This window comes from uncultured Shewanella sp., assembly GCF_947497935.1.
Taxonomy (GTDB): Bacteria; Pseudomonadota; Gammaproteobacteria; order Enterobacterales; family Shewanellaceae; genus Shewanella.
On sequence record NZ_CANMIO010000021.1, the window covers coordinates 41,697 to 56,617 of the forward strand.

Sequence of the window (14,921 nt, forward strand, 5' to 3'; positions counted from 1 at the left end):
TGGTAGAGTTGAATCTTCGAAGTATATTCAGAGATGGCAATATTTAATCACTTGCGCTGATTGATAGTTGACGCGCATAACTAAAGTGATTACAATTCGGCCTCTTTTTTGCCCTTAGCTCTTTTTTGGAGTTTAAGGATTATTAACCTAACAAAGACGGATTGCCATAATGAGTAAACGTACTTTTCAACCTAGCAACCTGAAGCGCAAGCGTTCTCACGGCTTCCGCGCTCGTATGGCTACAGTAGGTGGCCGTAAGGTCATCGCACGTCGCCGTGCTAAAGGTCGCGCTCGTCTTTCTGCGTAATCGTAGAAATGCAAGTGACTAGCTATACCTTTACGCGGGAGTTACGTTTGTTAACTCCCGCGCAATTTAAATCTGTATTTACCAAACCTATCAAAGCGTCCTCCGCTGAAATAACCTTACTTGCAATTCCTAATTCTGAACAACATCCTCGTTTAGGACTAACTGTTGCCAAGCGTTATGTCAAAAAAGCAAACCAACGTAACCGTATTAAACGCATAATTAGAGATAATTTCCGTTTACACCAGCATGATCTACCCGCTGTGGATATCGTTGTGCTTGTAAGAAATGGCGTGCTTGATATGGAAAACGCAGAACTTAAAAACTTAGTAGAAAAGCTATGGCGAAAACTCTCTCGCCGTTACAATGGCTAGCAACTACGATTATTCGTGGTTACCAACTACTCATAAGCCCCATGCTGGGGCCTCGTTGTCGCTTCAATCCAACGTGTTCACATTACGCAATCGAAGCAATTCGTTTGCATGGAGTAGTGAAAGGGTGTTGGTTCGCAGCAAAACGCATATTAAGATGTCACCCTTTACATCCGGGCGGTGAAGACCCCGTCCCTAACAAAAAACATAGGTGCGATAAATAGGTTATGGAATCTCAACGCAATATATTGCTGATCGGTTTGCTGTTTGTCAGCTTTCTACTGTGGCAACAGTGGCAAGCAGATAAAGCGCCTCAACCGGTGGCAGCAGCTCAAACACAATCTTCTATCCCAGCTTCTACTGTAGCTGACGCCCATAGTTCAGACGTACCTGACGCTGATTCAGCAGTGCCTGAAGCGACTCCAGCATCTAAAGAACTAATCACCGTATTTACTGACCAGCTAGAAATCAAAATTGATCCAGTTGGCGGTGATATTGTTTACTCTGCTCTACTTGCTCATAAACTTGAGGAAAACGGTGACGATCCATTCGTACTGTTAGAACAAACAAACGATATCTATTACATCGCGCAAAGTGGCCTAATTGGTCGTGACGGTATCGACAGCAGTGTAAAAGGTCGAGCTCACTTTGACAGCGCTTCACGTGAGTACAAATTGGCTGATGGCCAGGACACGCTTAACGTGCCACTAACTTATGTTAGTGATAAAGGCGTGACTTATACCAAAGTCTTCGTTTTCACTCGTGGAAAATACAACATCGCTGTTGATTACAAAATCAACAACACTTCAGATGCTCAGCTTCAAGTTCAAATGTACGGACAGATCAAGCACAGCATTAAGAAGAGCGAAAGCAGCATGATGATGCCTACTTACCGTGGTGGTGCATTCTCTACAGCGGATACTCGCTACGAGAAGTACAGCTTCGATGATATGGCAGATAAGAACCTAGACAAGTCTACACTTGGCGGCTGGGTTGCGATGCTACAGCATTACTTCGTATCAGCATGGATACCACCTGCAGATGATAAAAACATTATCTTCTCAAGCATCAGTGCTGGCGGCCTTGCTAATATCGGTTTCCGCGGTGCACTTTACGATATCGCACCAGGTTCAGTACAGAACATTAAAGCTGAATTCTATGTTGGTCCTAAAGATCAGAAAGCCCTTTCAGCGCTATCTGATTCATTAAACCTAGTAGTTGACTATGGCTTCCTATGGTGGCTAGCAGTACCTATCTACAAACTATTGATGTTCTTCCAATCAATCGTTGGTAACTGGGGTCTTGCGATTATCCTAATCACACTAACAGTTCGCGGTATGCTATACCCGCTAACGAAAGCGCAATACACCTCTATGGCGAAAATGCGTAATCTACAGCCTAAGCTTGCTGAACTGAAAGAACGTTTTGGTGATGACCGTCAGAAGATGGGTCAAGCTATGATGGAACTGTACAAGAAAGAAAAAGTTAACCCTATGGGTGGCTGTCTTCCAATCTTGCTACAGATGCCTATCTTCATCGCACTATACTGGGTACTACTAGAAAGTGTTGAATTGCGTCATGCGCCATTCATGCTTTGGATCACTGACTTATCAGTACAAGATCCTTACTACGTACTACCAATCCTAATGGGTATCTCGATGTTCATTATGCAGAAGATGCAGCCAATGGCACCGACTATGGACCCAATGCAAGTTAAGATGATGCAGTGGATGCCAGTAATCTTTACCGTATTCTTCCTATGGTTCCCAGCTGGTCTGGTTCTATACTGGTTGGTAGGTAACTTAGTTGCGATTACCCAGCAGAAAATTATCTATGCTGGTCTAGAGAAAAAAGGGTTAAAATAACCTTTAGCTCTGACTAACAAAAAGCGGTCAATACTGAGTATTGACCGCTTTTTTGCTTTCTATGTAGAGACAATATTTTTAACTTCACTCGAAACACCTGCAATCAAATTAGGAAACACAGTAATGACTACAGATACTATCGTGGCACAAGCGACCGCTCCAGGACGTGGTGGCGTAGGTATTATTCGCGTATCTGGCGACTTAGCGAGTAATGTTGCTATGGCCGTTTTAGGACACATCCCTAAAACCCGTTACGCCGATTACTGTGACTTTAAAGATGATGTTGGTGAGGTCATCGACCAAGGTATCGCGTTATTCTTTAAAGGCCCAAACTCCTTTACTGGTGAAGACGTACTAGAACTGCAAGGCCACGGCGGTCAAATCGTTCTCGATATGCTGATCAAGCGTGTGATGGAAGTCGATGGACTTCGTATAGCGAAGCCAGGTGAATTCAGTGAGCAGGCTTTCATGAATGACAAGCTAGATTTGACTCAGGCAGAAGCGATTGCTGACCTAATTGATGCCACCAGTGAACAGGCCGCCAAAAGCGCTCTAAACTCACTTCAGGGTGAATTCTCTACTCAGGTACATGATCTGGTAGAAAAGGTCACAAATCTTCGCTTATACGTCGAAGCAGCAATTGATTTCCCTGATGAAGAAGTCGATTTCTTGTCAGACGGTAAAATTGCCGCCTCCTTGAATGGTATTATTGGCCAACTCGATGGCGTTCAAGCCAGTGCCAAACAGGGCTCAATTATCCGCGAAGGCATGAAAGTGGTGATTGCTGGCCGCCCAAATGCGGGTAAGTCGAGCCTACTTAACGCCTTAGCTGGCAAAGAATCAGCGATTGTGACCGAAATAGCCGGAACTACTCGCGATGTATTACGTGAACATATCCATTTAGACGGTATGCCACTGCATATTATCGATACAGCAGGCTTACGCGATACTGCCGATACAGTCGAGAAAATTGGTATCGAGCGGGCTTGGGATGAGATTAAAACCGCTGATCGTGTACTGTTTATGGTCGATGGCACCACAACTGCAGCCGTTGATCCTCATGAAATCTGGCCTGACTTTATCGATCGCCTACCAAATAACTTAGGTGTTACCGTAGTACGTAACAAAGCCGATCTTACCGGCGAAGATCTCGCTATAACGCAAGAGGTGGGACATAGCATTTATCGCATCTCGGCCAAAACCGGCTTAGGCGTTGAAGATCTAAAGCAGCACCTAAAATCATTGATGGGTTACCAGAGTAACCTTGAAGGTGGGTTTATTGCCCGTCGTCGCCACTTAGAGGCGCTCGACTTAGCTAGTAGCCACTTAATGCTAGGTAAAGAGCAGTTAGAAGTGTATCAAGCGGGTGAACTACTGGCCGAAGAGTTACGCATGTGCCAAATGGCACTGTCTGAGATCACAGGTAAGTTTACTTCAGATGATCTTCTCGGCAAGATCTTTAGCTCCTTCTGTATAGGCAAGTAAAACAGCTTAAATTAAGAACAATCTCATCGAATAAAAAGCCACAGCAGCCTTAACTACTGTGGCTTTTTATTTATCAAAATAACTAACATATTGCGGATACGATCCGTAATGATCAAAATGAGAAAAATAATGATCGAGATCACCAAATCCGTTACAAGTATCAACAGAGATATCAACAAGCTACACGCTTCTGTGGATAGATCAGAAACACACAAACCTCAAACTATAAGCTATTGATTATTAACAGGTAAAACCGATATCAATTTGTGATCTAAAATTATTTTTTTTTAAATCATTCGATCTTTATTGATAAGTTATACTCAGAAAAACTTATAAATGATCTCGTTTTAATTCAAAGCCGATTTTAAACTAAAAATATGTCGTCTAAATCAAGCAAAACCAAACCTGTTTCCTATTGATTTTCCTTCCTCTCGACAACTCAACGAGCCCCTCTATATTCCCCTGCAGCCAACATGGGAAATCTCAACTCTTTAGACCTAACTTTTCACCTTTTGAACCTCTCGTAGTGCTTGCTTATCAGTAATCACCAAATCTACTGTTAATTTATATCAATGTAACGGCATCACAATACAGAGGCTTCCATTCTCATAGCGATTCGCTATCATATTCCGTAGTTGGCTTTTGACTTAAGCGCTATTGGTAGATACGGCTGCTAGGCAGAACATCAAACTAACCAATACCTCCCAGTACAATCAGTAATGTTTCCGCCACATTTGTGGTAAAAATAATTCTCTGATGATCGGCCTTAGTAAGTCCCTTCTAACTTTTAAATCCAGCGATAAGAACAACTAGCTGTAATTCAGCTGTAATTCAGCTGTAGACAGAGCAAGTAAGCAGGTAGACATGTTTATACCTCTCGTTTGCTAGGTAGAAATTCACAAATACCAGCGTAATGTTTAGGCCTGTAAGGTCGAAACAACTGTTTTGACCTTTTGCTCTAAACTATTTACCTCAAGTAGCTGGTGACTATTATCTACCAGATAGATTAGTTCCACGTGAAACCTCTTACCTTTCGTAAGCCCGATTCTTATATAAAAATCATAATAATCATAAGCATAAAAACCATAGACCTTTCGCTGACTAAAATCGTACCAGTCGATTTTGTCCACGCTTCATCATAGATATATCCAAGACAAGCAAGCCAGTGCTTGCTATCGACTCAAAACGAATGGAATGACCTACAATTAACGAATAATCACCATTATGGCTTTTAGTAACAGCGTGACTAGTATCGACATCAATGCCCGCTGGCGTTTACAACTCTAATCAGGCTCTGCACACCACAATGGTAGACGAGCCCAATTACCCGAGCCAATGTTAGACTCAAGAATTAAGGGGGAATATTTTATGCCTGATAAAATACCGCGACATCGAATCGATAGGAGATACTAGAAGGTCTGTACATATTTACAGTGAGATAAGTAAATTGCTAAAAGTTAGATTTATACCAGTAATAACCCGTTAGCAGACTTTTTACACGTAAGAGAATTGGCTGACACACCTCAATAAACAGGATAACCTAATTAAATCATCCCATTAGTGAACAACCACTACAATTCTAATTCTAAAAGGTAGGCATAAAGATCAGCTGAATCTTCAGCAGTAAAGAGGGTGAAACTATGCTCATCGTGATAAATTTCAGGCTCACTCTCTGAACCTAGATTACTCGCGGTCACGACAGCATATCGCGCAGCCGAACTATTCTTTCTTTCATCTTTACTTAGATAATCGACCCACAAAACAGCATAACCTTCGTGAGTCTTAAACATAAAACTTGGACATGAGTCTTGATGCCAACTTTTATCGACGAGAAAGGGAAAGTCATCAACACAAAAACCTAGTTCAAAAGCAGGCCCAAACTCCTGCATATATTGATTCATAATCAGGTAGCAATGATAAATTCGATAACTTAAGTATAGATTGCTTGGTCAACGACAGATTAAAACTAACAACCCGAATCGACAATCTCAAACACAGGAGGTGTAGTTGGACTCGTTGCCTCTGTGTATTTTAGGTAGCAAAGATCACCACTATACTTTTTAGTCTGAGTCATAAACCGAATGAAATTATCACCTCCGTTATTATGAAAATACCAATCACCGGGCTCATCAGCATTAAAAACGGAGTCGGTAAAGGTAGCCATAATTAATAGACTCCAGGCTTTCTTCGAGTCAGCCGCTGGGTAACCATAGGCTAAATGTATTTTTTGGCCATCGATAATAATGACATTCTCATCATCGGTAGCGTCATCCTTATCTTCTGCAGGTTTATTCTGTAACCCCTGTAACACTGATTTAGAATAGAGCACATTCATTATAGCGTGCATCTCGCCCTTAAGACCTTGCAAAGAAGAGATTCTGGCATCAGATTGAAGTTCAATAAAACGAGGAACAGCGATAACACTGAGTATGGCTAGAATAATAATAACCACAACTAACTCAATTAGAGTAAAACCATTTTTCTGCATTAAATTAATCGTTTTATTTAACAGAACAAGAACACTATTATATTGAATTAACACGTAGTTTTAAATAAATACTACTTACTTTTATAAGACTAAAGCTTACATAATTACTCGCGAGTATTCAGCCCTGCAAAGTTAAGTAGCACGGCGTAGAGCAGTCCATACGCGCTAACAATAACAACTTATGTAATATGCAGCGTAAACAAAGCCTGCCAATCAAGTGAGCGCTTTTACAAGCTGTATCACTTTCATTCCGATTCGATCGCTGTAAAATCCGCGCCTTGTTTTAATACCGAATACCTACACAGCGTAATTTATGATGATCGATCTAGCTTTACTTCCACTATATCTAACCACAGTCGTCGCCCTACTACTGATCCCAGGGCCAGACATGCTACTGATAGCTAGCTCAAGCTTAAGCTATGGCCGTAAAGTTGGCGTATATGCCAGCTTCGGTAATGCAACTTCAGGACTGATTTTGACGCTATTAGCAGCGATGGGAGTATCAGCGATTATCGCCATGAACCCGATGGCACTTGAAGTATTGAGAGTATTAGGGGGTGCCTACCTATTAAAGATGGGCTGGGACTGTATGCGCAGCTCGGCAGCAGAAGCACCAGAAATCGAACAGCAGAACAACCTAGCCAAACTATTATATCGCCGAGCAGTAGTTAGCAATCTACTAAACCCTAAGGCATTGATATTTTTTGTGCTGTTTTTACCTCAGTTTGTTTCTACCCAATTAACTGCGAGCTCAGGTGAGCAGATGCTAGCGCTAGGCTTAGTACTTAACGTGATGGGATTGGTCTTTAACCTATTGCTGGTGGCCTTAGTTGGTTCAGTTGGTAAACCACTGCTTAAAAATGAGAAATTCAGAACTTATCAAAACAAGTTTATGGGTGTGATCTTCTTCGTTCTGGCTATTTGGTTACTCGCTTCTCAAGTTCAAAACATTAGCTAAATATTTATGATAAAAAGCGGGGATATTCCCCGCTTTATTTAGCAAAGTTTAACGATTACCGTATTCAATAATCGTTTCACGATAAAGCTTTAATAGCGCTTCATCTCTTACTCCGACCCCTACCTTTTGAGCCGGTTTCGATCCCCAGTCATCATGTTGGTACTTACGCTCATCAAACTTCTGAATTGTTAATCCTTCTGCCGGACCATCTGTTACCACACGAATAGGACCTTCGCGCAGGGTAAACAGAGAAGGATCAATAACATAAGCTATTGCAGATGGATCATGCACATGACAGCCTTCTAAGCCTACCTTTTCAGAGTAAAACTTAAGGTAATAACGACTAATGTTCCAGATAAACTGCCCAACTTCAGCGGCGTCATCTCTCAGCTGATCAAGGTAATTCTTACTAAAGAAGCTTTCTTCTGTCACGTCTAAGCCAATAACAACTACAGGCCATGGCGCAGTGAAGACGATGTCTGCAGCGTGCGGATCATCATGGATATTAGCCTCTGCATAAGGAGTCACGTTACCACGATGATTGTTCATGCCAAACGCGCCCCCCATTACGACCACTTCTTTCACTAAGCCAGCGATCTCTGGTGCAGCTTCTAATGCTAAAGCCAAGTTAGTTAAAGGACCGACTGCAACTAATGTAATCTCACCAGGCTCAGACTTAACCGAGTCGATAATATACTGATAAGCAGGTCGAGGATCCGCAGACAGAGCCAGGTCCTTAGGCGCATGAACATCACCGAAGCCAGTTTCTCCATGTACCACAACCGTAGGTCCAACAGGATCGCGTACAATAGGTTTGTCAGCGCCCTTAGCTACATCAGCGCTAAATCCATACTTCTGCTTTAAAAACAGCGCATTATTAGTGCCGTTCTCGATAGTAGCGTTGCCGTAAACGGTTGTAATAGCTTTAAGCTCAATAGCAGGGTGCGCCTCAGCAAACAGAATAGCCATCGCATCGTCGATCCCCGGATCAGAATCGAGAATTATTTTATTTATCATTTTATTTGAATCCTAAATTATTACAGTCTATCTAGTGTAGGTGGACAGTAAGATACCTTTATAAGCCATTGATTAACGTGATATAGATTTTAAGCCAAATAAACTGTCCCAAAACGAAGCCTAATTTCAGTGAAAAATCAGTCTTGTTTAAACATATCGGTCTATTTTTAGGTTAATTGACTAGAACAATTCATGTGTCGTACCACTACAGGTCGCTGTCCGCTAATAGATATTAACGCTAAATTCACAGCCAAATAGCTGCTAATTTAGAGATCATAAATAGGTTTTCACTTATGATGCATACAGGTTCTTGGCTGTAAATAATGCGCTATCTTCAGACCAACAACCCCAATTCGATAGTAATTATTAGGACAGATCATGGCAAAAGTAGACATTTTAGTAGGCACTACACTTGGCAGTGCTGAGTATGTAGCGGATGAAATATCCGATCAATTAGGCGATTTAGGTCATGAAACGATTGTGCATCTTAGCGCAAATCTAGCCGATCTGGACCAAAAAGCTCTCTGGTTAATCGTTTCTTCGACTCATGGAGCTGGCGATCTTCCCGATAATATTGTGCCATTTTTTGATGAGATCCAAGCTAAAACACCCGATTTAAGTCAGGTCAAATTCGCATTGTGTGCCATTGGCGACTCAAGCTATGACACTTTTTGTCAGGGCCCTGAAAAACTAGTTGATCTGCTTACTCAGTGCGGTGCACAAGTCTATGTGGATAAGATCCAGATCGATGTTCAATATGATCCAATCCCAGAAGAACCCGCTCTAGCTTGGCTTAGCGACTGGCAAGATCAACTTTAAGATCTTATTTTCGATCATAAAAACGGTTTAACTTTTCAATAACTCACAGATTAGATCTCACTTATCCACATACAAGTTAATAATTTAATAAATATGTGGATAAGCTATTATTTTGATCTGATCAACGCCTGTATTAATTCACACCCGATCTGCTCAATGATCCACCTTGTGGATAAGTAGGCGATCTATCCCCAAGCTTAAGTCAGTTAGATCGCGATCAGATCACAAGATCGTTTCAGGCTTACCCCTTGAATATAAAGAAGAAATAGAGTTATCCACCGAAAAGTGCGATCCTAATAGTAAACATAATAAGAGATCTATATAAAGATCTTAAGATCTATTAAGGCGATCCCCCTTGATCAAAACAAGCAAAATAGATCGTTCACCTTAAGCAAAGCAAATGCTAAAATGATCTGCTCAGAAACAATTTATCCTTTTACGAATCGAAGGCTGTCGAATGCAATTTCATGAACGGTTTGATGTAATTGTTGTTGGTGGTGGTCATGCTGGTACTGAAGCGGCTTTAGCTTCAGCTAGAATGGGCTCTAAAACACTTTTGCTGACCCATAACATAGATACTTTGGGACAAATGTCCTGTAACCCTGCTATCGGCGGCATAGGTAAAGGACACTTAGTCAAAGAAATTGATGCCCTTGGCGGAGCAATGGCTGTAGCAACCGATTTTGCAGGTATTCAATTTCGTACATTGAACTCAAGCAAAGGCCCTGCTGTTCGAGCTACTCGTGCACAAGCCGATAGAGCACTTTATCGCCATAAGATCCAAGAGATCTTACAACACCAAGCTAACCTACGTATTTTTCAACAAGCCGTCGACGATCTTGTTGTTGAAAACGGTAAAGTCGTTGGTGTGGTAACTCAAATGGGCTTAGCCTTTGAAGCGCCAGCTGTTGTATTGACAGCTGGTACTTTCCTAGGTGGCAAGATCCATATTGGACTTGAAAACTACAGCGGTGGTCGAGCTGGTGATCCACCCGCAATCGCTTTAGCTCATCGACTAAGAGAATTACCCATTCGTGTTGGCCGTTTAAAGACAGGTACACCACCTCGCATCGACGCCAATACGATTGATTTTTCATTGATGACAGAGCAAAAAGGCGATGATCCATTGCCAGTTATGTCTTTCATCGGTGATGTTAACGATCATCCTGAACAAGTATCTTGTCATATTACGCACACCAATGAGCGTACTCACGATATTATTCGTGGCGGATTAGACAGAAGCCCTATGTACTCTGGCGTTATCGAAGGTATTGGTCCTCGTTACTGCCCTTCTATCGAAGACAAAGTTAACCGCTTTGCAGATAAAACATCGCATCAGATCTTTATCGAGCCTGAAGGGTTAAATACCACTGAAATTTATCCAAATGGTATTTCAACCAGCCTACCGTTTGATGTGCAGTTGAACTTAGTTCGCTCAATCAAAGGTATGGAGCATGCTGAGATCATGCGTCCTGGCTATGCGATTGAGTATGATTATTTCGATCCTCGCGATCTTAAGAATTCACTAGAAACGAAAACCATTGCAGGTTTATTCTTTGCTGGACAGATCAACGGCACGACAGGCTACGAAGAAGCAGGCGCGCAAGGTTTGTTAGCGGGTATGAACGCTTCGCTACAAGTGCAAGGCAAAGAAGCTTGGTGCCCACGTCGCGATCAAGCATACCTAGGTGTGTTGGTTGATGATCTATCGACTCTGGGTACTAAAGAACCGTACCGCATGTTTACTAGCCGTGCTGAATATCGCTTGTTGCTACGTGAAGATAATGCCGATCTACGATTAACAGAGAAAGGCCGTGAATTAGGTTTGGTTGATGACAAGCGCTGGGCAATGTTCAGTGAAAAAATGGAGTCAATTGAAACTGAATTACAGCGTCTTCGCAGTCAGTGGGTCCACCCAAATTCACCTTTGGTAGAAGCGTTGAATCCTCATTTAAATACGCCTATCACTCGTGAAGCGACATTTGAAGATTTGTTGCGCCGTCCAGAAATGGACTATCCGAAACTGATGTCTATTGATGGTTTTGGTCCGTCACTTGAAGATCAGCGTGCTGCAGAGCAAGTTCAGATCCAAGTGAAGTACTCTGGTTACATTCAGCGTCAGCAAGGCGAAATTGATAAAGCTATTCGCCATGAAACCACCCTGCTACCGTTAGATCTTGATTACCAAGAAGTACCGGGTTTATCTAACGAAGTAATCGCCAAGATGAACGAACATAAACCTGAAACGATTGGTCAAGCCTCACGTATTTCAGGTATGACTCCAGCTGCTATTTCAATTTTGCTGGTTCATCTTAAAAAACGTGGTTTATTACGTAAAAGCGCTTAGTTCGCCACATATTCGGTAATTCTGCATGATAAAGGGAAGCTTTGATGCTTCCTTTCATCTTTTCAGCACTTCATAATACCGATTGATTTTTGATTCGCTTTATTTGAGGACACAAATTGTGTTATCTGCCCAATTAAATGATTATTTGGCCGAAGTTGGCCTGACTGCTACCGAGCAGCAAAAACAGCAGCTTGTAGACTTTGTTGGCATGCTCAATAAGTGGAACAAGGCATTTAACTTAACCTCTGTTCGTGATCCTGAGCAGATGTTAATTCGCCATATTATGGACAGTTTAGTGGTTTCGCCACATTTGAAAGGATCGCGCTTTATCGATGTGGGTACCGGACCTGGATTGCCAGGGATCCCGCTAGCGATCCTAAATCCAGATAAAGAATTTGTACTGCTCGATAGCTTAGGTAAGCGTATTCGCTTTCAGAAGCAGGTACAGTTTGAACTCGGAATCAAGAATATTTCTTCGATTGAGAGCCGTGTAGAAGCTTACCAACCGGAAGACTTGTTCGATGGTGTGTTGAGTCGCGCATTTGCATCGATTCAAGACATGCTGCATTGGTGTCAGCATCTACCTAAGGCGGATGGCTGTTTCTATGCCCTTAAGGGACAATTGAGTGAAGAAGAGATGTCACAGATGCCAGTAGGCTTTGTGGTGACAGATATCATCGAACTTAAAGTACCTAAACTTGATGAGCAGCGTCATCTGCTGCGAGTTATTAAGCAAGACTAAAGATTTTATGTGAGTGCAACTCTGTTGCATTCACTAGCTCATTTCGTCTAGATGTCGATAGATATATACGGAGTTGAAGTGAGCTGCTGCTGATTAAGCGTACTGAACAGTTGCAATCTTTCAGCGCTTCAAGCAATTTGTGACTAATAACGATTAGATTTGTGCGCTAATTCCTGCTGCGAGTATCGCTTGGGAATAGAATAAAAGTGACTGACAGGGTGATATTGTGGGTAAAGTGATTGCCGTGGCCAACCAGAAAGGTGGCGTCGGAAAAACAACAACTTGTGTGAATTTGGCGGCCTCTTTAGCGGCGACAAAACGTCGTGTTCTGTTGATCGATCTCGATCCACAAGGCAATGCAACCATGGGTAGTGGTATCGACAAATATACAGTTGAAAACACCGCTTATGAATTACTGGTTGAAGAAAAGCCATTCGAAGAAGTTGTTTGTCGAGATACTAACGGCAAATACGATCTTATCGCCGGAAATGGCGACGTAACGGCAGCAGAAATTAAACTTATGGAGTTTTTTGCTCGAGAGATCCGTTTACGCAATGCCCTCGCCCCCATTAAAGATGATTACGATTTTATTTTCATCGACTGTCCACCATCACTGAATATGTTAACTGTGAACGCTATGTCTGCAGCCGACTCCGTACTTGTCCCTATGCAGTGTGAGTATTACGCACTGGAAGGACTAACAGCATTGATGGACACCATTAGTAAGCTTGGCGCCATGGTTAACCCAGGTCTACATATCGAAGGGATCTTGCGTACCATGTACGATCCGCGTAATCGACTCTCTAATGATGTCTCTGATCAGTTGAAACAACACTTTGGTGAAAAAGTATATCGTACAGTGATCCCACGGAATGTTCGTTTAGCTGAGGCGCCAAGTTTTGGTGCACCCGCTATGTATTATGATAAATCGAGCGCAGGGGCCAAAGCCTATCTCGCATTAGCAGGCGAAATCATTCGTCGTGCAGAGCAATTAACCCAGGCTGAGCAAGTTTAAGGATAAGAGATGACACTGAAAAAAAGAGGCTTGGGTAAAGGCCTAGACGCACTACTAAGTACCAGCCAAGCGGCTAGCCAGCGCGTCACACCTGCTGCTGAAGTTGAACAAGACATTAAGAACGATGACTTAATCACGTTAGATATTGATAGATTACAACCGGGTAAATATCAGCCACGTAAAGATATGTCTTCAGAAGCCCTAGAAGAGCTTGCAGAGTCTATTCGTGCACAAGGTATTATCCAGCCTATTGTGGTTCGAAAAGTTTCTCCTGAAAGCTATGAGATCATCGCTGGTGAACGTCGCTGGCGTGCATCACAATTAGCCGGACTCGGTGCTATTCCTTGTATCGTAAAACAAGTACCGGATGAAGCGGCTGTGGCTATCGCGCTAATCGAAAACATTCAGCGTGAAGATCTAAATGCAATGGAAGAAGCTATTGCATTAAATCGCCTAATTGAAGAATTCGAGTTAACTCACCAGCAGATTGCCGATGCCGTGGGTAAGTCACGCGCTACCGTATCTAATTTATTACGCTTAAACGGTCTTAACGAACCTGTGAAGCGTATGCTTGAGTATGGTGATATCGATATGGGACATGGTCGTGCGCTGTTGGCAATCAGTGGCGATGAGCAAACAAATCTCGCTCGATTGGTAGTCGCTAAAGAATTAACTGTTCGTGAAACTGAACGATTGGTTAATAAAACCTTAAACCAAACTGAAATCGTCGAAAAACCAGCTAAAGATCATGATGTAGTCCGTCTAGAGAGTCAATTAATTGAAAGATTAGGTGCCAAGGTTACGTTAACCCATAACAAGAAGGGGAAAGGTAAAATGGTAATTAATTATCAAAATCTGGCTGAATTAGAGGGAATTATCAGCAAAATCCACTAAAAAATTAAAGTTAACACTATATTATGTAACTTTGTGACATTCGTTAATCTTCCTCTTTTAGACTTTTGGCGTAGATCACGCTAAAAGTCCCCTTTTTCTAGTTGTTGAACTTGCTTTGAAAGCCTGAAACGGTATACTTTCGCAAGCTTTTTGAACCTCGAGTTTACTCGGATATTTGTAATCCGGTCATCGAATCAAGAAGTTATTATGCGGAGAAGATAAATTGAGCAAGGTTTTAGCACGTCGTGGCCGGTGGTCAGCCTATAAATTAGTTTTACTGCAGGCAGCGATGACTGGATGTGTTTCACTTTTCTTTTTCGCTATGTGGGGGGGACCGTATGGCTTATCTGCCTTGGCAGGTGGTGCTATTGCTGTACTCCCTAATTTTGTGTTCGCAACCCTAGCTTTTTCCCATGCGGGAGCACAAGCATCAGGAAAAGTCGTACGGTCTTTTTTCCTGGGGGAAGCGGTAAAGTTGCTGTTAACCATAGTGTTGTTTTCGCTTGCATTTGGTTTGATGAAATCGTCATTCATGCCGTTATTCATCAGCTACTTACTTGTGTTAATCGTACCTTGGACAGCCCCTTTATACTTCAAACAAAATTAAGTGAGATTA

Annotated in this window: 15 protein-coding genes; 12 read left to right on the plus strand and 3 right to left on the minus strand. The window is 42.3% G+C overall.

Going from position 1 to position 14,921, the window contains the following annotated elements; translation table 11 throughout:
• Positions 1-169 precede the first annotated feature (169 nt).
• From rpmH to mnmE, 5 genes are all read left to right on the plus strand, one after another.
• Complete coding sequence (rpmH, locus tag Q1A86_RS18270; protein ID WP_011867659.1) at positions 170-307, plus strand: 50S ribosomal protein L34; 138 nt, start codon at positions 170-172, stop codon at positions 305-307.
• A gap of 14 nt (positions 308-321) precedes the next feature.
• Positions 322-678: a ribonuclease P protein component gene (gene rnpA, locus Q1A86_RS18275; protein WP_086020069.1), complete on the plus strand. Its 357-nt coding sequence runs from the start codon at positions 322-324 to the stop codon at positions 676-678.
• Positions 645-899, plus strand: coding sequence for a membrane protein insertion efficiency factor YidD (yidD, locus tag Q1A86_RS18280; protein ID WP_249000586.1), 255 nt, complete (start codon positions 645-647; stop codon positions 897-899). Before rnpA ends, yidD begins: the two co-directional genes overlap by 34 nt.
• A gap of 3 nt (positions 900-902) precedes the next feature.
• Positions 903-2,540: a membrane protein insertase YidC gene (gene yidC, locus Q1A86_RS18285; RefSeq protein ID WP_299809869.1), complete on the plus strand. Its 1,638-nt coding sequence runs from the start codon at positions 903-905 to the stop codon at positions 2,538-2,540.
• A gap of 123 nt (positions 2,541-2,663) precedes the next feature.
• A complete protein-coding gene (gene mnmE, locus Q1A86_RS18290; RefSeq protein WP_299809872.1) occupies positions 2,664-4,025 on the plus strand; it encodes a tRNA uridine-5-carboxymethylaminomethyl(34) synthesis GTPase MnmE in 1,362 nt (453 codons plus the stop codon).
• A gap of 1,571 nt (positions 4,026-5,596) precedes the next feature.
• Here mnmE and Q1A86_RS18295 read toward each other — a convergent pair.
• A complete protein-coding gene (locus tag Q1A86_RS18295) occupies positions 5,597-5,926 on the minus strand; it encodes a hypothetical protein (RefSeq protein WP_299809875.1) in 330 nt (109 codons plus the stop codon).
• Positions 5,927-5,991: 65 nt separating this feature from the next.
• Positions 5,992-6,513: a type II secretion system protein gene (locus Q1A86_RS18300; protein ID WP_299809878.1), complete on the minus strand. Its 522-nt coding sequence runs from the start codon at positions 6,511-6,513 to the stop codon at positions 5,992-5,994.
• 313 nt (positions 6,514-6,826) lie between these two features.
• Between Q1A86_RS18300 and Q1A86_RS18305 the strand changes: the two genes are divergently transcribed.
• Positions 6,827-7,471 carry a LysE family translocator gene (locus tag Q1A86_RS18305; protein ID WP_299809880.1) on the plus strand — a complete coding sequence of 215 codons (645 nt, stop codon included), beginning with the start codon at positions 6,827-6,829 and terminating at the stop codon, positions 7,469-7,471.
• A gap of 48 nt (positions 7,472-7,519) precedes the next feature.
• Here the strand turns inward: Q1A86_RS18305 and Q1A86_RS18310 are convergent, their stop codons facing one another.
• Positions 7,520-8,488 (minus strand): nucleoside hydrolase, encoded by a 969-nt coding sequence (locus Q1A86_RS18310; RefSeq protein WP_299809883.1) that lies wholly within the window; start codon positions 8,486-8,488, stop codon positions 7,520-7,522.
• Positions 8,489-8,866: 378 nt separating this feature from the next.
• Here Q1A86_RS18310 and mioC point away from each other — a divergent pair, with 378 nt between their 5' ends.
• From mioC to Q1A86_RS18340, 6 genes are all read left to right on the plus strand, one after another.
• The gene (gene mioC, locus Q1A86_RS18315) at positions 8,867-9,307 is read left to right on the plus strand and encodes an FMN-binding protein MioC (protein ID WP_299809886.1); all 441 of its coding nucleotides are present in this window, start codon (positions 8,867-8,869) and stop codon (positions 9,305-9,307) included.
• 457 nt (positions 9,308-9,764) lie between these two features.
• Positions 9,765-11,654, plus strand: coding sequence for a tRNA uridine-5-carboxymethylaminomethyl(34) synthesis enzyme MnmG (gene mnmG, locus Q1A86_RS18320; RefSeq protein WP_299809889.1), 1,890 nt, complete (start codon positions 9,765-9,767; stop codon positions 11,652-11,654).
• A 118-nt stretch (positions 11,655-11,772) separates the two neighbouring features.
• On the plus strand, positions 11,773-12,396 hold the full coding sequence (gene rsmG, locus Q1A86_RS18325; protein WP_299809892.1) for a 16S rRNA (guanine(527)-N(7))-methyltransferase RsmG: 624 nt from the start codon (positions 11,773-11,775) through the stop codon (positions 12,394-12,396).
• 226 nt (positions 12,397-12,622) lie between these two features.
• Positions 12,623-13,411: a ParA family protein gene (locus Q1A86_RS18330; RefSeq protein WP_299809895.1), complete on the plus strand. Its 789-nt coding sequence runs from the start codon at positions 12,623-12,625 to the stop codon at positions 13,409-13,411.
• A gap of 9 nt (positions 13,412-13,420) precedes the next feature.
• On the plus strand, positions 13,421-14,305 hold the full coding sequence (locus tag Q1A86_RS18335) for a ParB/RepB/Spo0J family partition protein (RefSeq protein ID WP_299809897.1): 885 nt from the start codon (positions 13,421-13,423) through the stop codon (positions 14,303-14,305).
• Between the two features lie 223 nt (positions 14,306-14,528).
• Positions 14,529-14,912 (plus strand): ATP synthase subunit I, encoded by a 384-nt coding sequence (locus Q1A86_RS18340; protein WP_299809900.1) that lies wholly within the window; start codon positions 14,529-14,531, stop codon positions 14,910-14,912.
• Positions 14,913-14,921 lie beyond the last annotated feature (9 nt).

Bases quoted from the DNA above. Each gene is read 5' to 3' on its own strand.
- rpmH (WP_011867659.1), top strand. From the start codon at position 170: ATGAGTAAACGTACTTTTCAACCTAGCAACCTGAAGCGCAAGCGTTCT.
- yidD (WP_249000586.1), top strand. From the start codon at position 645: ATGGCGAAAACTCTCTCGCCGTTACAATGGCTAGCAACTACGATTATT.
- yidC (WP_299809869.1), top strand. From the start codon at position 903: ATGGAATCTCAACGCAATATATTGCTGATCGGTTTGCTGTTTGTCAGC.
- mnmE (WP_299809872.1), top strand. From the start codon at position 2,664: ATGACTACAGATACTATCGTGGCACAAGCGACCGCTCCAGGACGTGGT.
- Q1A86_RS18295 (WP_299809875.1), bottom strand. From the start codon at position 5,926: ATGAATCAATATATGCAGGAGTTTGGGCCTGCTTTTGAACTAGGTTTT.
- Q1A86_RS18300 (WP_299809878.1), bottom strand. From the start codon at position 6,513: ATGCAGAAAAATGGTTTTACTCTAATTGAGTTAGTTGTGGTTATTATT.
- Q1A86_RS18305 (WP_299809880.1), top strand. From the start codon at position 6,827: ATGATGATCGATCTAGCTTTACTTCCACTATATCTAACCACAGTCGTC.
- Q1A86_RS18310 (WP_299809883.1), bottom strand. From the start codon at position 8,488: ATGATAAATAAAATAATTCTCGATTCTGATCCGGGGATCGACGATGCG.
- mioC (WP_299809886.1), top strand. From the start codon at position 8,867: ATGGCAAAAGTAGACATTTTAGTAGGCACTACACTTGGCAGTGCTGAG.
- mnmG (WP_299809889.1), top strand. From the start codon at position 9,765: ATGCAATTTCATGAACGGTTTGATGTAATTGTTGTTGGTGGTGGTCAT.
- Q1A86_RS18335 (WP_299809897.1), top strand. From the start codon at position 13,421: ATGACACTGAAAAAAAGAGGCTTGGGTAAAGGCCTAGACGCACTACTA.